Annotated in this window: 11 protein-coding genes; 8 read left to right on the forward strand and 3 right to left on the reverse strand. The window is 58.2% G+C overall.

Features of this window, described 5'->3' with window-relative positions:
* The 7 genes from V5F78_RS09870 (at window position 1) to istB (ending at window position 10,197) form a co-directional block, all read left to right on the forward strand.
* Window positions 1–1,866: a tetratricopeptide repeat protein gene (locus V5F78_RS09870; RefSeq protein WP_394072699.1), complete on the forward strand. Its 1,866-nt coding sequence runs from the start codon at window positions 1–3 to the stop codon at window positions 1,864–1,866.
* Window positions 1,863–3,725, forward strand: a complete 1,863-nt coding sequence (locus V5F78_RS09875; RefSeq protein WP_394072701.1) for a glycosyltransferase family 2 protein — start codon at window positions 1,863–1,865, stop codon at window positions 3,723–3,725. The genes V5F78_RS09870 and V5F78_RS09875 overlap by 4 nt, the downstream gene beginning before the upstream one ends.
* On the forward strand, window positions 3,725–4,786 hold the full coding sequence (locus V5F78_RS09880) for a glycosyltransferase family 4 protein (RefSeq protein ID WP_394072703.1): 1,062 nt from the start codon (window positions 3,725–3,727) through the stop codon (window positions 4,784–4,786). The genes V5F78_RS09875 and V5F78_RS09880 overlap by 1 nt, the downstream gene beginning before the upstream one ends.
* 148 nt (window positions 4,787–4,934) lie before the next feature.
* A complete protein-coding gene (locus V5F78_RS09885) occupies window positions 4,935–5,723 on the forward strand; it encodes a hypothetical protein (protein ID WP_394072705.1) in 789 nt (262 codons plus the stop codon).
* 122 nt (window positions 5,724–5,845) lie between these two features.
* The gene (locus tag V5F78_RS09890; RefSeq protein WP_394072707.1) at window positions 5,846–7,624 is read left to right on the forward strand and encodes a hypothetical protein; all 1,779 of its coding nucleotides are present in this window, start codon (window positions 5,846–5,848) and stop codon (window positions 7,622–7,624) included.
* Between the two features lie 333 nt (window positions 7,625–7,957).
* Complete coding sequence (istA, locus tag V5F78_RS09895) at window positions 7,958–9,445, forward strand: IS21 family transposase (protein ID WP_394072782.1); 1,488 nt, start codon at window positions 7,958–7,960, stop codon at window positions 9,443–9,445.
* Window positions 9,442–10,197, forward strand: coding sequence for an IS21-like element ISPve1 family helper ATPase IstB (istB, locus tag V5F78_RS09900; RefSeq protein ID WP_394016433.1), 756 nt, complete (start codon window positions 9,442–9,444; stop codon window positions 10,195–10,197). The genes istA and istB overlap by 4 nt, the downstream gene beginning before the upstream one ends.
* 22 nt (window positions 10,198–10,219) lie before the next feature.
* Here the strand turns inward: istB and V5F78_RS09905 are convergent, their stop codons facing one another.
* The 3 genes from V5F78_RS09905 to V5F78_RS09915 all read right to left on the reverse strand — a co-directional run bounded on the left by V5F78_RS09905 (window position 10,220) and on the right by V5F78_RS09915 (window position 16,534).
* Window positions 10,220–10,954, reverse strand: a complete 735-nt coding sequence (locus tag V5F78_RS09905) for a class I SAM-dependent methyltransferase (RefSeq protein WP_509276752.1) — start codon at window positions 10,952–10,954, stop codon at window positions 10,220–10,222.
* Between the two features lie 144 nt (window positions 10,955–11,098).
* On the reverse strand, window positions 11,099–13,306 hold the full coding sequence (locus V5F78_RS09910) for a glycosyltransferase family 2 protein (RefSeq protein ID WP_394068493.1): 2,208 nt from the start codon (window positions 13,304–13,306) through the stop codon (window positions 11,099–11,101).
* A gap of 204 nt (window positions 13,307–13,510) precedes the next feature.
* Window positions 13,511–16,534 carry a glycosyltransferase gene (locus V5F78_RS09915; RefSeq protein ID WP_394068491.1) on the reverse strand — a complete coding sequence of 1,008 codons (3,024 nt, stop codon included), beginning with the start codon at window positions 16,532–16,534 and terminating at the stop codon, window positions 13,511–13,513.
* Between the two features lie 252 nt (window positions 16,535–16,786).
* Here V5F78_RS09915 and V5F78_RS09920 point away from each other — a divergent pair, with 252 nt between their 5' ends.
* Window positions 16,787–18,205, forward strand: coding sequence for a mannose-1-phosphate guanylyltransferase/mannose-6-phosphate isomerase (locus V5F78_RS09920; RefSeq protein WP_394068528.1), 1,419 nt, complete (start codon window positions 16,787–16,789; stop codon window positions 18,203–18,205).
* The last annotated feature ends 73 nt before the right edge of the window (window positions 18,206–18,278 follow it).

Raw genomic sequence — 18,278 nt, forward strand, 5'->3', positions numbered from 1 at the left:
ATGCGGGGCCGTATCGACGGAATGAGTGGAGAGGTGCTGCGGGCCTGGGCGTGGGATCCGGACCGTCCAGAGTTTCGCGTGCCTGTGCGGCTGGTCATTGATGATACCGCATCCGAAACCCTAATCGCAGATGCGCCCCGGCAGGATCTGCGATCCAGCGGCATCGGAGACGGTGCGCATGGGGTTCGATTTGTCGTCCCGCTCCGGCTTTTCAACAATTCGACCCGGTGGGTTTCGCTCCGGACGACCAACGAGCAAGGTCTAGACGTTGAACTGGACCGGCGTGAGATCACTCTGGCGCAGCGCGCGCATGTGCTGGATGGGAGAGTAGAAAATCTAAGGCGGGGGCGCTGCCGGGGTTGGATCTGGTGCCCGTCCGAACCCGATTTGCGGATCGCTGTTGAGGCGCTCTGGAAAGGCGCGGTCGTCGGAACGGCAGTGGCTGACAGACCCAGGCGGGACTTGCTCGCTGCCGGAGTCGGCGACGGCGCACATGGTTTCGAGATTCCGATTCCTGGCTCCGTCTGGCAATTCCCGGACGACGATTTCCTCAAGGTTGTCACCACAGACGGATATCTGCTGGGCAGCGTACAGTTGCCAACCAACCAGGTCCTGAAATCTCTGGTGGACCTGGGGCGTCAGGCGGAGCGCGATGGAGACCAGCGCTCGGCGATCAAGAATTTGGACGAGGCGCTGCGCCTGTCCCCGGACAATGTGGATGCGCTTTGGGTGCGCGCCCGGATAGCGGCGGGCCAAGGCGATACGGAAAAAGCGCGGCAGCTGGCCCGACAGGCTTTCGAACTGCACCCTTCTCATGCACGCGCCGTCGTCATTCTGGGTCGCCTTGCCTATACAGAAGGCAATTACGAGGAAGCACTCGATTTTTGGCGGCAAGTGAAGCCCACCGATTCCGCTTATCGCGAGAGCCTGATCAAGTCGGGTCGGTCGTTCCAACGGTTGGAGCGATACGTGGAGATGCTCTCTCCTGCCAGGACCGCGGTGGCCCTGAATCCGGACGATGCGGATGCTCACCAATTGCTCGCAGAAGCCTATTTGGCAATTGGATCCGCACCACTTGCGATGAGGCATTTTAAGCAATTGGAGAAGATCAAGCCGGGCGACAAGAAAGCCGCAACCCAGCTACAGAAACTGAGTGCACAGCAGGCCTTCCGAGACCCTCCGGTCCCCTTGGAAATCATTGAAAACCCAACTTTGAAGACATGGGACGGCCCCGCAGAAGGCCGAGTGTCCGCACCAACTGAAATCACGACGGGTGTTCTGCTCGGGCCGGCCGACCGGCGCGGCGCCGTCCATTTCCTGGTCATGGAGCCGCAGGAGTTCCGGGCCGGCAACCTGCCCCATTACGGGCTTCGGGTCACCGCTGATCGTACGCCCGCGGAACTCGCTTTCCGGATGAGGGCCGATGCCGCGGAGAATCTGGCCGACGGTATTAAACTGTCCGCGGAAGTGCGCAGCATCGGGCAAGCCGCTCCGATTGACATCCTGCTTGTGCTGAGAGTCCCTGGCCGGCCGGAGACTCGGCGTTTGTTATTATCGCTCGAGGCAACAAAGCGCGCGAAGCTAAAATCGTTCGATTGCATATTGAGCGGCACTGAACTTGCTTCGCTTAAATCTGGCGACGCTTGGCTCGTGCTGCGCGTTGCCGCGAATTGCACAGCAGTTTTGCGGGCCCCACGCCCTATGTTAAAGATCGTATCGCGCAAAATAGACCTCATGGAGGGACCCGAAGGGCCCCGGCTTGACGCGTTCGAGATGGTCAGACTCATGAGGCATACGGAGCTGCAAGACACAAACGGCGGCGAGAACGAGATGCCGGTCACGGCGCTCGGGGAGATCGTTGAGTGATACCGTTCGGTGGCATCGGCAGGGGAATGTATCAATTCCTCCCCGAGGACAGGCAGTTGGCCGGCTGGGTCATTCCAAGTGCGGACGCCCCGGACGAAGCGGTGCTTGCGGTGGTGTGCGGCGATACCGTCGTGAACCTTCTGGATGCGCAGGAAGCACCGCCGGCGGATGCGCCTGACAGCGCACGCGGTTTTCGTTGGGAAATTCCAGATCTTCTACGCGTCAAGGCAGAGCCCATTCGCATTATCGATCTCGTCAGCGGCCAACCGCTCGAGGGACCCGCGATCCTGCCCCTGAGCCTCCCGGTCCTTCAAGACACCACCACCTGGGGCGAAGAGCCGTTTTATTGGGTCGCGGGAATTTCAGGCACGCTGCACAAATGGTTCAATCATGTTGCCGACGGTCTGTGGATTACCGCGGCCTCGGAAGCCGCGGGCCCGCGTTATATGCGCATGGACGCGCCAACAGGCGCTGGAGTTAGCTGGGGCATACAGGCGCTCGCAGACAACGAAGTGCCATGGGCTATCCATCTGCGTCTACCGACCTGCGCCGCCGAGATCGGCGACGATTTCCGTTTCACGCTTTGGGCTCGCCTTAGCCGCGCCACCTCAAATCTCACCCAGTGTCACATAGAAATCTTCCTGAGCCGTTGGAACGGACAGAAGTTCGAGAATTTAAGACGTCTGCGCCGCAGCCGAGCGATGCGGCTGTTTTCGAGCACCGATGTGCAGATGACGCTAGCCCCTGAGGAACGCTCCCTCGCGGCCGCGGGCGAATTGATCCTCACGGTGATCTCGCGCCCCTGCTTTGGTCTCGTCATATGTCCCGTGGCGCCAGCTCAACCCGTGGCGATTGGGGACTATTTTGAGGACGAGCGCCTGCTTGGCGCGTTTGAAGCCTGCAGTCGGTTGACCAAGCTGACCAACGAGGCACTGGGTCGGAAGGTGATGATGGTGCCGCCGCCGGAACCGCGGCCGGCGGTTTCTCCGCCGCCCTTGAAGGACATTCCCCTGACCGAGATCATCCTGCCGGTTTATAATGGTGACGAAATTGTAGTTCGCTGCCTGAAATCGCTTCAGAGCGCAACCGACACACCGTTTCACGTTTGGATCGTTGATGACGGTAGTCGCGAACATACATCCTTGCTGATGGAAGAAATCGCAGCGCAGGACGACCGGTTCACGATCCATCGCCGTACGATCAATCGCGGGTACACCAAATCGATCAACGAAGCGATCAAACTAACCAGTACCGAGTGGGTCGTAATCCTGAACAGCGACACGGTGGTCTCAAAAGGCTGGCTGCGCCGCCTGCATCAGGCGGCCGCTCAGGTGCCGGGCGCCGGACTCGTAGGCGCGCTATCGAATGCGGCCACCTGGCAATCAATCCCCCAGGCCAAAAATGCTGATGGCACCTGGTCACAGAACGATTTCATCGATCCAGAGTTGATCGACCAGGTGCAAGCGAAGCTTGAAGCAACTTCCGAGTGCCTCTATCCCGAATTTCCCGTGCTTAATGGATTTTGTACGCTCATTTCGCGCGCAGTGTTTGACGCATGCGGTTATTTTGACGAAGAGGCTTTCCCGCTTGGCTATGGCGAGGAGACAGATATGTGTCTGCGGGCCGGGCTGGCGGGGTTCAAGCTTATTGTTGCAGACAATTGTTTTGTCTACCATGAGAAAAGCGTGAGTTTCGGCTCCGCCACACGATCGAAGTTGACTCGTGCAGGCGGATTTGAGCTGAGAAACAAACATGCGGGGGTGAACATCGCAGCCCTCGAACGCCTGATGCAGTCCAATCCCGTCATGAGTCGGTTGCGGTCGAAATTGAGCAGACTCGAATCGGAGCTGTCGGTCTGATGCCGAAGATTGCCTTTGTCTTGCCTGTCCGCGGCGGTAGCGGCGGTGCCCATTCGGTCATGCAGGAAGTCTCCGCATTGCGCGACCTGGGGGTTGATGCGACGGTTCTGGTCAACCAGCAGAACATCGACTCCTTCATGCAAACCTATGACCGGTACGGCTGGGTATCGACGGGGGTGTCGGTGTTCAACGGCCCGCGCGATCTCGGGCGCGTGGCGGCCAGCGCTGATGTGGTGGTCGCCACCACCAACACCTCCGCCCATTCCATTGCGGAAGCTATTTCCGAGACTAAAGCGAGCTTTCGTACAGCCTATTATGTCCAAGACTACGAGCCGCTGTTTTATGACGCCTCAACCATCGACCACAGTATAGCGGTAGCGAGCTTTTCGGTGCTGCCCAATTGCACCTATTTCGCAAAGACACACTGGCTGTGCGATATCGTTCAGGCGACGCATGGACACAATGTCCAGCGCGTGGTCCCCAGCATCGATCACACCATCTACCGCCCGGCCCGCCGCGACGCGCGCGAGAAGCGCGTGCTTTGCGCAATGGTGCGGCCGGACACGCCACGTCGTGCGCCGCGTAAGACGATCGCGCTGATGGAGCGCGTCGTGAGCGGTACATATGGACCGGCCGATGTGTTCGCCTTTGGGGTCGACGAGGAGGATCTCGCGAAGGCCGGCATGCAGATGCCCGAGGGCGTTCAATTGGTCGGCAAACTCAAGCAGACTGAGGTGGCCGCACTCCTGCGCAATGCCGACTTCTTCGTCGATCTCTCCGACTATCAAGCGTTTGGCCGCACCGCAGCCGAATCCATGGCCTGCGGCTGCATCGCCCTGGCGCCAAAGCTCGGCGGCGCGTCGGACTTCATTGAGGACGGGGTCAATGCCTTCCTGGCGGACTGCACCGATCCCAAATCCATCGACTCGGCTCTGCGGCGCATGTTTTCCATGTCGGACGCGGAGGCGAGCGCCATGCGCTACGCCGGGATGGAAGCCGTATCCGCTTACACGCCAGTCCGCGCCGCGATCTCTGAGTTGAAGGCCCTCGGCTTCGCGTGAAATCGCATTAGTTAATGCCTCGGCGATGGACAGGACACCTATTTGAGCTTGGCTCGCCATGCTCTGTTTGCATGACTTGGAATAAGCCCGTACGTTTATAAAAATTTTTGTCTATCGACTTTGAGCATCGATTAGGACGAGAGACCCAATGCCTGACACCACACCATTTACCGTGACAGTTTTTGGAAGCTGCTGTGTAGTGACACCCTGTCAGATACTGAACTCTGAAGGAAAGCTTAAGCTTAATCAGAGAAACATATTCGGATTCACACATCATCCGGCTGAAACATATCAGCAGTTTCAACTTATCACGGGGTCACTCTCTGCACCAAAGAGATTATGGCCGTATCTGAATATATCAAAAACCTGGAACGCGCCAGATTCCGGAAATATTGATAATTTTCATGAAAATTTCAAAGATACAGATATATTTATTGTTGAAGTGTCATCCGTCAGAAAAGTTGTATACAAAGCATTTTTGCTGCAAATCAATAGGACACGTGAAATTCTCGCCAAATCCCCCGAGGACGTTAAGAATTGGTGGGAACCAATGACTCGGTTTGGCGTAAATAATGCCGCAAAAATTCCTGGCTCTCTTACTGGCAACGATCGCGATGTGGCTGAACTTGTTAATGTCGTCGAACAAGACACTGTTGGTGTTTACAGAGATATCGCCAGAATTGACAGTTTTTTGAAAAAGCCTGTTATTTATGTCTCCCATTTTGATACAGATAGGCAAAAAAAGCCAATTCCGCAGAGAACTCGAATTAATGAAGCTCTGAAGAAGCTAAAAAAACCCGAAAGTGTCCTTGATCCAACTCAGCTTGTTCAAGATGCTGGGATTGATGAGGCACTCTTGGACCTGGGACATTATAGAAAAGAGTTTGAACCAGAAGTGGCAAAGCTTCTCTATTCTAAGATTTTGGCACGTCTATGAAACGTCCGCCGCGGACATTGCCTAGTCGCTTCAGTTGCGCAATTCTTTATGCGGTCGTTATCCTAGTAATCGGATCTCGGTCCGGCTTTTGTGATGCGTCACCAAAGCCGCAGACCGAGAGCATGGCACAAAGGCAAAGCGCCCTTGTTGACCAGCAGATCCAGCGCCCATTTCCGAAGATTGTTTCCGCGCAAGGGAATGCTTCCCCAACGGCGGTCTTGAACCTCGCGCTTGCTGAACTTTGGCATCGTGACGACGGGGTAGCGAACCAGCGGCTCGGGGAGCTTCTGCAGACCATTCGTCAGCAAAAAAATTACAAGGGCGTGACGGGTCATCATCAGCCGGGGGCATTGGCTGACGATGACTTGTTTCATTTTCAATGGGCTCAATTTCTTTATCGCATCCATGCAATGTATGGACCTGCTGGAAGTGTAAGGCAGGGAGCGGTCACTCAGGCCATTGATGATCAAATTCGCGATGTCTTCATCGATTGGTCCTCAACAGAGTGTCGCATCGCTGATGCAAATCCCTCGCGAACCTGGATCGTCTGGGGAAGCGAAAATCACAGCGCCCTGCGAGACAGCTCCTGCTGGGCCGCCGCAAGTATCATCATGTCCAGCAATTCCTCTTCCGGAGCCTATCAGGACGGGTCGACGGCCGCGCAACAACTCACCGCTTGGTCCAATTTTCTCAAGGCATATTTTAAAAGTCGGGGCCGTACGGGCGCGTTAATCGAGTATTTTTCACCGACGTATGCGCAATATACTCTACTTAATTTCTATCTTTATGCCGATTTCGCGGAAGATGAGAATTTGCGTGACCTCGCAAGGTCCTATCTAGACCTGTGGTGGGCGATGTGGGCACAGGAAGAAATCGACGGAATTCACGGCGGTAGTAAGACTCGCACTTACGCAAGCCGATTGGGAGACGGCACTCCCCTCCCCGTGACCGCTTGGCTATATTTCGGCATCGGGGCTCGCCCAACCGAATTGCCGCCGGGCGAGGCATCCATGGTGGCAAGTGCGTATCGGCCTCCTGCAGCAGTCTCTGATCTTGTCCTTCATCGTCCTAAACAGGCGAAATATGAAGTGCGCACACGTGCGCCGGGCCTTAGCGCAACCCCCAGAAGTCCGGGTTTTCTGTACGACGTCGATTTTGAGAAAAATGGTGTCCTCCGCGTCACCCACGTGACACCAGGATTCGCGATGGGTCTGGGCATGCTGCCCCTACTCCCAGATAAGGCTTGGACTGCGATCAGCTCTCAAAATCGCTGGTCCGGTCTGGTATTTGGCGGCGGCGATCGGTTGGCGCGGATTGTTCCTTCAGTGATCCTCCCAGCGGACCGCAAGAGCTACAATGCCCAATTTGGCGTCCAAAGCGCGGCAACGCAGCTTGTACGTGGTGTCTTCTCGCCAAAATTCAGAGCCCCTCACAAGATGGGCGTCTTCTTCGGCAAGCCGCTGCGGCGGTTTGAGCAAGGCGATTGGATCTTCGTCGATGCTGCCGCTTATGCTGCCGTGCGCCCCGCCTTCGGCGGCTGGCAGCCTGATCCGAAAGATGCCCACTGGATGGTGCTGAATGATCCGCGGTCCGCAGTCATCATCCAGGCGGCTGATAAGGACGAGTATCCCAATCTGTCGGCCTTCATTTCGGCCGTAACAGCCATGCCCATCTCCGTCTCTGCGACGACGGTCGCCGTCACCGGCTTGGGCACCGCAGGCAAGCTGACCCTGGGGCTCGGTGACGACGGCACCATGATGATCAATGATCGCCCGGTGGACCTGCAACCGCCCTTCGTATTGAAAAGCCCATTTATCAACCAAGAGCTAGGTTCGGGCCGCATTATTATCAAGAATAACGACCGTACGCTCGAATTGAATTTTGAGTCTCCTGGACGCTGAAGACGCGATCCCCGACGATCATGAGACTGGTATCTGTAGTCAACCGGGCCCCGCAGAACTTCCGGCATTGGCCTCAAAGTCGGCGGAACAGCCCACAGCAGCCGTAACAGCCATAAAATTCAAACTGCACGCGGGATAACCCTTCTTCGATTGCGGCAAAAACACCGTATTCTTCGCTGCTCTCGCCAACATTTCGGCGCGAGGTATTCCTGCGTGAGAACGGCGGTGCGAAATTCGTCCACGGTAGCGGCGGCATGATGCGGCTGCGGGCGGCTTAAAAGTCGTCCAGTTTTCCCTTTCTGCGGCAGCAGGGAGGGCGTGGGGATTTACAGCGTGGAGCTATATCTGAGAGTTCGTCAGGCTTGTGCGGAGGGCATGAGCCAGCGGGAAGCGGCACGGGTGTTTAATGTGTCGCGGGACACGGTTCGGAAGATGATGTCGTTTTCGGTTCCGCCCGGCTACCGTCGAACGGTCGAAGTCCGCCGCCCGAAGCTCGATCCGTTTATCCCGATCATCGAGGGGTGGTTGGAGGCTGACCGGATCATGCCACGCAAGCAGCGGCATACGGCGAAGCGGGTGTTCGACCGGCTTCGCGATGAGTGTGGCTTCACCGGCGGCTATACGATCATCAAGGATTACATCCGGGAACGTGAGCGACGTGGCCAGGAGGTGTTCGTGCCGCTGTCGCATCCGCCGGGCCACGCTCAGGCCGACTTCGGCGAAGCCCTGGTCCGGATCGGCGGGGTCGAGCAGAAGGCACACTTCTTCGTGCTGGACCTCCCGCACAGCGATGGCTGTTACGTCCGGGGTTATCCTGCAGCGGTGGCCGAGGCCTGGGTGGATGGCCATATCCATGCCTTCGCGTTCTTCGGTGCGGTTCCCCAGTCTGTGCTCTACGACAACGACCGGTGCCTGGTGGCGAAGATCCTGCCGGATGGAACCAGAAAGCGTGCCTCGCTGTTCAGCGGGTTCCTGTCGCACTACCTGATCCGGGATCGCTATGGCCGGCCGGGCAAGGGCAACGACAAGGGGAATGTCGAAGGCCTGGTGGGCTACTCTCGGCGCAACTTCATGGTGCCGCTACCGGAGTTCGCCACTTGGGACGCGTTCAATCTGTGGCTGGAGGAGCAGTGCCGCAAGCGTCAGCGCGCAGTCCTGCGCGGCGAAAGCGAGACGATCGGTGAGAGATTGCAGCATGACCTTGCTGCGATGCGCGCCCTCCCGGCGGCGCCGTTCGATGCCTGCGATCAGGACAACGGCCGGGTCTCGTCGCAATCTCTGGTGCGCTACAAGACCAACGACTACTCGGTGCCGGTTGCATACGGCCACCAGGATGTCTGGATCCGGGGCTATATCCATGAGGTGGTGATTGGCTGCCGGGGCGAGGTGATCGCCCGCCATCCCCGATGCTGGGATCGCGACGAACTGGTCTTCAACCCGATCCATTACCTCCCGCTGATCGAGCAGAAGATCAATGCGTTGGATCAAGCCGCCCCGTTACAGGGCTGGGACCTGCCGGAGGAGTTCGCCACCTTGCGCCGCCTGATGGAGGTGCGGATGAACCGACAGGGTCGGCGCGAATATGTTCAGGTCCTGCGGCTGTTGGAGGCCTTCGATCTGGCGGACGTGCGGGCGGCAGTGCTCCAGGCTCTTCGGATGGGGGCGCTCAGCTTCGATGCGGTGAAGCATCTTCTCCTGTGCCGGGTGGAGCGTCGTCCGCCGCGACTGGACCTCGACTGCTATCCCTACCTGCCGAAGGCGATGGTCGAGAAGACCAAGGCCGGGTCTTACATGCGGCTGCTGTCGGATGATGCGGCATGAGTGATGCCCCGGAAATCCTGCTCGCCCATCACCTCAAAGCGCTGAAGCTGCCGACCTTCCTGCGCGAACATCAAAAGCTGGCCCGCCAATGCGCGGCGGAAGGGCTGGACCATGTCCGATACCTGGCACGGCTTGTCGAACTCGAACTGATCGACCGGGAAAGGCGAATGGTCGAGCGGCGCATCAAGGCCGCGAAGTTCCCGGCCGTCAAAAGCCTGGACAGCTTCGACTTTGCGGCCATTCCGAAGCTGAACAAGATGCAGGTGCTGGAACTGGCCCGGTGCGAATGGATCGAACGGCGCGAGAATGTCATTGCCCTCGGCCCGTCCGGCACCGGCAAGACCCATGTCGCCCTCGGCATCGGGCGGGCCGCTTGTCAGAAGGGCCTCTCGGTTGGCTTCACCACCGCCGCAGCGCTGGTCAGCGAGATGATGGAGGCCCGCGATGAGCGCCGCCTGCTGCGCTTCCAGAAGCAGATGGCCGGTTACAAGCTTCTCATCATCGACGAGCTCGGCTTCGTGCCCCTGTCGAAAACGGGTGCCGAGTTGCTGTTCGAACTGATCTCGCAGCGCTATGAGCGCGGATCGACCCTCATCACAAGCAATCTGCCCTTCGATGAATGGACCGAGACATTCGGCTCGGAGCGCCTGACCGGCGCACTGCTCGACCGATTGACCCACCACGTCAGCATCCTCGAGATGAACGGCGAAAGTTACCGCCTCGCCAACAGCACTGCCCGCAAGCGGCGCTGATCAAGATCCAGGCATCTTACAACTACTGGCCCTGACGGGCCAGCGCGCCATGGCACGCGCCAGCTATGTGGGAAGCGCGCGCGCCATGGCGCACATCCTCACCAACTGGCCTGGTTTTGCTCCGCCGCCGTGGTCGACTTTTGCGCCGCCGTTGACACCTGCGATCCGTATAATCATGAAAAGCTGCAAACCCACCCGGCGCGATCAAGTCACCCAGAGCCAAGCAGGCCTGATACACGGGTTCAAAAGCGTGGGAATGGTCAATGAAGGCGAATCCGAATTTTGCGCCTTCAGACCGCAGCTGAAGCATCACATCGGATGCATCGCCGCATACGAAATCCACGACAGCGTCCAGCTTACGTTCTTCAAGTTCGGCCCGCGCCTGAGCTAGCAGGGGGGCCCGGATTTCAACCGTGGTCAGTCGATGCCCATTCTTTGAATCAAGGAGCGCAGTTGCGATGACCGATGTGGATAAGCCGCGATTGGTGCCCAACTCCAATACGTTGCCCGCGCTGAAAAAGGCCATTTCGTACAGCTTCAGCGCATCTTCGACCCGCAGCCATCCCGGAATTCCGAGATCGATCAGCATCCGGTTGCGAGGTGCGGCTGCATATCGCGCTTGCTGCGCGTTTAAATACGGCCCCGTCCAGGCATAGGTCGGTCGATAGGGGGTCGCCACGGCATTGGTTGCTCCGAGGCCCACCTGGCTCTCGACATGTCGCGCCAGATCAAGATCCTCGTCCTGACTCACCTGCATGGTACGCGCCCGCATTTGGACTGCCGCGCCAAAGACACTCAGAATTGCGCCCCGCTCACCCTTGACGTGTCCGCGCAAACGGCAAGTGCCTCGCCTATGCACATGGGTTGCACACCGTTTCACCAATTACAAGCTGAGCAATAATCACGACCGTATCGCTATGCCCAGCGATCCCGCAAGAGCCGGCAGACTGGCGCTGTGCCGACTTGTATCCCGTAAGACGAGAGTCTCGATGGAATGTCCTCCCAGCAAACCTTGCACGGCCTGCGCATAGGCATTGATCCCCGCCTTTGAGGAGCGAGGGTCCGCTGGCATAGGATGACGCTCCAATTCATGCCACTGAGAGTAATCGAACCTCAACATGGCGACCCACTCCCCGGTGCAGAGGAGCGCATAGCGAGGTCCCTCGGATGCATGCAGTCGTGCGGTCATCGGGTCGGAAAGCCCGTCTAGAATCGCCTCGCTTGAAACCACATAGGCGTGGTTTTTGCCGATGGTCGGCTGCGCCGCACTCGGCTCCTCCAGGCGCAAGTTTTGAAGTGCCTGCCTCACGCGCCAGCGCACCCCGAGCATCGGCGCACCTTCGGAAAAAGTCTCGATTAAGCGGTCGTACTCGGGATAGCGTTCCCGCACGGCTTTGCGGCCATTCGCATAATGACCGCCGCGCGCGGCGCCGAAGCTTGCCGAACGCACATGATAAACATAGGTGCGATCGTCAACCACATGCTCATAGCCAGCCTGAAGGGCCCGCATGCAGAAATCATTTTCCTCTCCATAGCCGACCGGAAAGGCGACCGCGTCGAAGGCACCGACGGCATCAAGGCAATCCCGCCGAATATACATGCAGAAGCCATTGCCGGTGGGCACCTTGGGGTAGGCCCGGATGGATGCCCCACGACACAATTGCGCCCAATCCTCAATGGAGAGGCCGCTGGGCAGTATGTTGGCCACCCCAACTTCTGGCACGCTGAACGCCCCCGCATTATTGGAGAGCGGGGTCGCAGTCGCCACGCGCGGCCCGCTGTAAGCGGCCGTCTTCAGTCCGTGCGCCCAGCCAGATGACACGACGGTATCGGAATTCAGAAGAATGACATCGTCGCGGCCAGCAAGCTCGATCCCGTGATTTATGGTTCGCGTATAGCCTATATTCTCGCCGTTTCTGTGGACCTCTATGCCGCGGCTCGCATATTTGGCCAGCACGGTTCCAACCTCGGAATCTGGGCTCGCATCGTCGATCGCGATGATACGCGTAAGTGCGTCAGAGTACGAAAGAACGGAACTCAGGCAGCGATCGAGATCTCCGTGCGCATTGTAGACGGGGATGACCAAAGTGACGCGTTGAACGGCCAGCCGGGCGGGAGTGATCCAGCTCCAGTCCCCCGATGGCATATCCGCATCCTTAGGCACTTCCACCCGCTCATATTTTGCGACAACAGGCAGCATTGTCCGAGTGAATGCTGCGGCAACCGAAATATCCGCTTCGCGGCACTTCATATTCGGCTGCGCGGGTGCGAACGCAAAGCTCCCATCGGAGGCTGTGGTACCAGTATAATAGCGTACATTATCGACGAAAACGTCGTAGGCCGTGCTCTTTCCGGCGGTGCGGAATTTGCCGCTGATCTCCTTCGGAGAAACATTAAGCACAGATCCGAGGGGCGCGGCGGGAGCAGGCAATGTGACCCGCCCGAGGGCGTCTCCTGACGAACTGAGAAATTCGAGCTTAGCTTCGCTCGGCCACTTCAGCTCGAACTCGGGATCGCAGCCGCGCAGCCGCTGCAACAATGCCGATACCTTGATGTTAAATCGATGCGCTACGATACCCTGCGCACCCCATATGAGCCCACCATCGCTCAACGGCTCCAGTTCGATTTCAACGTCATATAGGCCAAAGGCACGCACTAGGATGCTTTGTCCAGGCGCGTCAGACGTAAGGTCAATTGCGTCACCGGAAATTACATCATCGGTGCAAACAGCGTCGACCTGTCCTTTTAACAGGTGCTGCGTGGCCGTGAGAATGGGCCGGCTACAGCTTGAGCCCGAAAAAAGTTGGGTCGCCACCAAAGCAGCAGTCTGCTTCACGCTCCCTGAACGTACCAAAATACCGATCAACGCCGACGCATTGCCGCCCTTCAGGTGAACGGTTGCGAAGATGACATCCTGCCCGCATTGGAAACGAACGGGGACTTCCAGCGATTCGGATGCATGGATAAACACCTTTAGCTGTATAATAGACCACAACGGGCCATACAGAATATCCTCAATCTGAACGTCGATGCCGCCACTCTCGACCTCCGCCCCACCCCCAACTTCTGGAGCAAAACGGCTATATGATCTATTATATTCGTGGCGCATCTATAAAACCTTGCCAAAAAAATCATGAGATCAAAGCGAATACTTGATCACATCCCGGAAACGTCAACCGCTTGATCTTTCAGGGCACTTCCCAGCACGTATTTTTGTACCATATGCAATACTCAAGCCAAAGCCAGGGGCCGCCCCTTTGGGGATCTCAATCGGCGCGCGCGTCCACAAGGAAATGCGGCACGCTGCTCATGGTCAGAAAACTGAACGCAGGCCAGATGCCTCATGGCTAAAGATCCGCCGAGCAGACCTCACTTGACTATATAAATCCATGTAGACACGCGCCATTGCCGTATTGGTCAGACGGCTGCCCTCACCCTCCTGCCAAGCGTACACCTCAGCCAGGCGATCTTTCCAGTCGTCCGGATGCGCACGGATGAAACGTATGGCGACGCATAAAAGATCGACGTCAGCCGAATCAAATAGCCATCCGCCGCTATGCGCTTGAATGCGCTCACCTACTGCCCCGATGTCATAGCCGAGCACCGGCAGCCCGGCGGCCCACATCTCCGTCAGAACGTGGCAATACGTCTCGGACCAGAGCGACGGCAACAACCCCAGGTTCGGCTTCAAGGCCTCAGCTTTGGCGATAAATTGCTCTCGCTCGTAGCTGCCATGCATCACCACCACTGATGTGTCGAGCCCGTCGTCGGCCTTTCCGAGCAGATGGAACTCCACCCCTTCCGCGCGCAGCTTGTGGGCCGCAGCGCTGACAAGAGCCGACCCCTTTGCGCGAGAGAGCCCACCCGCGAGTAGGATACGGAACGGAGCGTCTGGCTCCGATGAGGGACATACAGCGGCGCGCCCGAAACGCTCAAAGGTTCGGCCGTGCGGTATTACCCGCAACCGGCCCTCGATTTCAGGAAACGCCCGCAGAAGAATATCCGCTGCGCTCTGTGTCGTGGTTACAAAGGCATCGCATGGATCTAGCGCCCGCATTGAACGTTGGCGCCAATGGTGAACATAATTGTGCTTGAGCGATGGAACGCTCGCCTCATCCCATAATTCTGAAACGCAGGTCCCGGTTGTTGGAGTGCAGACCCCGCCACAGGGCTTCATATTTTCATCTAAGAGTTTAATCGAAGGGCAGACCATATAGAAATCGTGAAACGAGAATATCGTCGGAATTTGGAGAGCACTCGCGGCCGCTGGCAAGCCGATACTATGCCATGCGAGGTGCCTTATATGAACAATTTCAATTGCGTACTTTACGAGCCAACTTTTAACAATTGAATCATATTCAATTGAATGATGTAGAATTGGATCAACGTTATTCTCCAAAGTATGACTCTCTAGCTCGATTTGCTCGTCGAGCCCCGCGTGGAGAACCATTCTATTGCCGCCACAGACGAGGAGGAAGGGTTCGTAAGCGTGTCTCACAGCGCCCATGAGATCCCTATTCGTCTGCGGCGTCCCCCCGGAGCGCGTCGAGATCACGAAAAGCACCCTTGGACGGGGACGCGAAACACCCGCGGCAAAAGCGCGGCGAATTTGGAAACGTACGGCACTGAGATCGGCGCGGCGCGCGATGCTCTCTACGAGATTGGGAAGCTCGGGATAATCTGGAAGACGTATCGCCTTGTCTCGATCCTTGTCGTCATCGCGACGCAGGACATATGTGCGGTCATCCAACACATTCTGCATTCCGGAGCGCAGGGCGCGCAGACAAAACTCAAGCCCGACCGCCATGCTCTCCAAACCCGCGTCCTCGCTGAATCCTCCGATCGTATCGAAACACAACCGCCTAACGAACAGACAAGCCAAGTGGCCGACGCCAACATTAGACCAATAGGGCGATCCAGCTTGCGCAGCCGCTCGCGCAGCGTCAGCATGATCCCAGCCGTCTGGGACATCGTTTGCCTTATTAACGGAGGGAGCGGAAAACGCACCGGCGTCATTAAAGAGCGCGCTAACGGTGCCGGCCGTGGGGCAGTGTGCGGCAGCGATCATGAGATTTTCCAGCCACCGCGGACCCACCATTGCCTCACCATCGAGCACCACCGCGTCTGAAGCCGCCGCCCGGATTGCGATGTTCAGAAGAGACCCCACACTCTCTCCTGCGGCGTAAACGACCGAAATACCTCCCGCACCCGACATGCCGATGCGATCCTGGACCGAGCTACGCCCTGCACCGCGCTCGATGACCACGAGATTGGCCGGGACCGTGGTATTCTCCAGGACGGTCCGCAGGCAGAAATCCGCAACGTTTCGGCGAGGTCTAGCGAGAAGGATAACGGTTACGGGCTGTCGAGAAAGCTCGATAGGGGTGAAAGCGAACCGATGTGGATTTGCTCCGGTCACGATCGCGGGCGAACCGGCGAGAACAATTCCGGTCTCTAATTGCCTGACGGCCACCTGAAAAGACGATTTATCTATGGGCGAACTGCCCCAGGTGAAGGAGAAGCGACCGCCCACGTTGCTCAGGCCCAGCCGGAGCATATCCGCGCGCTTTTCATCCGCCCTGATCCCGGCAAACGGTTCACCGTCGATCAGCACCTCCAATGAAACGGCGCGATCCGGCTGATCGGCAATTGTGGCCCAGCCGCTAATTTCGTGAGCAGAAGCGGTTTCCAGCCGTCCCAAAAGACGGCCGCCATCGATTCCGACGCTATCCAGGATCTCACCGCCACACCTCAGTTCAATCCTCGGCAAGGCCTCTGCCACATACCCTCCGACCTGCTTCGAAAGATCTATCGCAAAGCCAACGTCTGAACGGGGTGCAAGTCCCTTTTGCTTGACATCGGGCCGTTCGCGCGAAGGTTTTATTGGAAACCATGTCCCCATCGCGAGAAGACCGACAGGGTTTTCAGGGTCAGGCTGGGGATTATAGACCCACCCTGTCACCCGTGTTCCGTCGACTGCTTCAATCTGGCCACGCGCCGCAGCAATGAAATGCTTTGCCGGCGCGCCCATCAGGTGCACGGCCTCGCCTGCGCTGTTCACCAAGCTGATGTCGCCGACTTCAGTCGGGCCAACGCTCAACGAGACTTCGGCGTAAAAACCGCAAAAATTCTGCTCCAATCCCAATGGCTTGAGATCATTTCGCGGAAAGAAGCTCGAGGTGCGGCCGATACGCACTCCGCGCTTGAGAATGTAGACTTCGGAGGGTGCGGTCTTGCTGCGCAGATCAAGGCACCATCCAGATACCAGCGCGGTGTGCGCCCCAGTCTCCACACGGTCTAACGCACCGATCAACAACCAGGGTTGCACTTCACTCATCTGCGCAGAGATACCGTTGTGGCATGACTTTACCCCTCTGCGACTCCGCTCTGTTCGCCCGACCCTCAACGGATTGCTTAATCCAACGGCTGATGCCGCGCCACCGGATAACCGCCCGATAGACCCTTGAGGCTCTTGGTAACATACTGCTAAGACCAAACAAAAGTGCTAAACGGCTAACGCGCGTTTGCTGGTGGTCTGTTGAGCGCGTGCGCCGATTCTGGCGACATTCCACGACGGCTGGAGTCTTCAATGAGCAGTGGAAAAATCTGCCCAGTAGTGCTTGCGGGAGGCGCAGGCACGCGCTTGTGGCCCTTGTCGCGGTTGACCCTGCCGAAACAGTTCCTTGCCCTCGTCAACGAACACACGCTCTTTCAGGACACTTTGCTGCGCACGCCGCCGGGCGACCTCTTCCACCCTCCCATCGTGGTCACAAATGACGATTTTCGTTTCTTTGCCCGCCGCCAGGCCAGCGAGATCGGCATCAATGCCACGGTGATCCTCGAACCCGCGCGGCGTGATAGTGCCCCTGCCCTGCTCGCCGCTGCAGCTATGGCGCAGCGGCTTCACGGGCCTGATGTCCTCGTCCTGGCGCTCGCGGCCGACCATGTGGTGCTGAAACCCAAGGCGTTCCTTGAGGCGGTGGGGCTGGCGGCACAGGTTGCGGCCGCAGGCAAAATCGTGACGTTCGGCATCGTCCCGGACTCGCCGCGCACCAGTTATGGCTATATCCGGCCCGGTGCGGCCCTCCCTTCCGGGGGCAATGTGGTATCGGCGTTCGTGGAGAAACCCGACCGAGAAACCGCTTCTCGCTATGTTTCCGAAGGATTTCTCTGGAATTCGGGCAATTTTCTATTTCACGCGGCACTGATGATCGCCGAGGCAGAGCGTTTCGAGCCAGAGCTGACCCAAGCCGCATTGAACGCTGTCGCGACCGCCACCGACGATCTGGGATTCATCCGCCTCGGCCGCGCGGCGTTCGAGGCGGCGCCCGCCAAGTCGATCGACTTCGCCGTGCTCGAACATACCACCAATGCGGCGGTCGTCCGGGGTGACTTTGGCTGGTCGGATATCGGCTCGTGGGATGCGGTGCGCGAAATCGGCACGCAGGACCCAGAGGGCAATGTGGTGCAGGGATCGGTTGCGCTGCTGGACAGTCACAATTCCTATGTGCGCTCGGACGGTCCGCTCGTAACGGGCATTGGCCTTGAGGGCATGTCGGTGATCGCCACCGAGGATGCGGTGCTGGTCATGCCGTCGGATCGCAGCCAGGATGTGAAGGCGCTGGTGGCCTCGCTCAAGGCAGCCAAGATCAATGCGGCCGATGAGCATCTGAAAGTCCATCGTCCGTGGGGCACCTATCAGACCATCTGCCGCGGCGAGCGTTTCCATGTGAAGAAGATCGTGGTCGAGCCGGGCGCCAAGCTCTCCTTGCAGAAACACCATCACCGGGCGGAACATTGGGTCGTCGTGCGCGGCACCGCCGAAGTTACGGTGGACGACCGCACCTTCACGGTGCGCGAGAATGAATCCACTTATATTCCGCTGGGTGGCGTGCACCGCTTGGCCAATCCCGGTCGGATCGATCTTGAGCTGATCGAGGTGCAGACCGGCTCCTATCTCGGCGAAGACGATATCGTCCGCATCGAGGATATTTATCATCGCGCATGATGCGCCGCCGCGTGCGTCGGGGCCTGTAAATGTTAGGCCCGCGTTGAAAATGCTGCAGCTGCTCATTGACCTT

Origin of the sequence: Roseixanthobacter glucoisosaccharinicivorans (genome assembly GCF_043195095.2) — a bacterium.
In the GTDB taxonomy this organism is placed as follows: domain Bacteria; phylum Pseudomonadota; class Alphaproteobacteria; order Rhizobiales; family Xanthobacteraceae; genus NCEH01.

Bases quoted from the DNA above. Each gene is read 5' to 3' on its own strand.
- V5F78_RS09870 (WP_394072699.1), top strand. From the start codon at position 1: ATGCGGGGCCGTATCGACGGAATGAGTGGAGAGGTGCTGCGGGCCTGG.
- V5F78_RS09880 (WP_394072703.1), top strand. From the start codon at position 3,725: ATGCCGAAGATTGCCTTTGTCTTGCCTGTCCGCGGCGGTAGCGGCGGT.
- V5F78_RS09885 (WP_394072705.1), top strand. From the start codon at position 4,935: ATGCCTGACACCACACCATTTACCGTGACAGTTTTTGGAAGCTGCTGT.
- V5F78_RS09890 (WP_394072707.1), top strand. From the start codon at position 5,846: ATGGCACAAAGGCAAAGCGCCCTTGTTGACCAGCAGATCCAGCGCCCA.
- istB (WP_394016433.1), top strand. From the start codon at position 9,442: ATGAGTGATGCCCCGGAAATCCTGCTCGCCCATCACCTCAAAGCGCTG.
- V5F78_RS09905 (WP_509276752.1), bottom strand. From the start codon at position 10,954: ATGCAGGTGAGTCAGGACGAGGATCTTGATCTGGCGCGACATGTCGAG.
- V5F78_RS09910 (WP_394068493.1), bottom strand. From the start codon at position 13,306: ATGCGCCACGAATATAATAGATCATATAGCCGTTTTGCTCCAGAAGTT.
- V5F78_RS09915 (WP_394068491.1), bottom strand. From the start codon at position 16,534: ATGAGTGAAGTGCAACCCTGGTTGTTGATCGGTGCGTTAGACCGTGTG.
- V5F78_RS09920 (WP_394068528.1), top strand. From the start codon at position 16,787: ATGAGCAGTGGAAAAATCTGCCCAGTAGTGCTTGCGGGAGGCGCAGGC.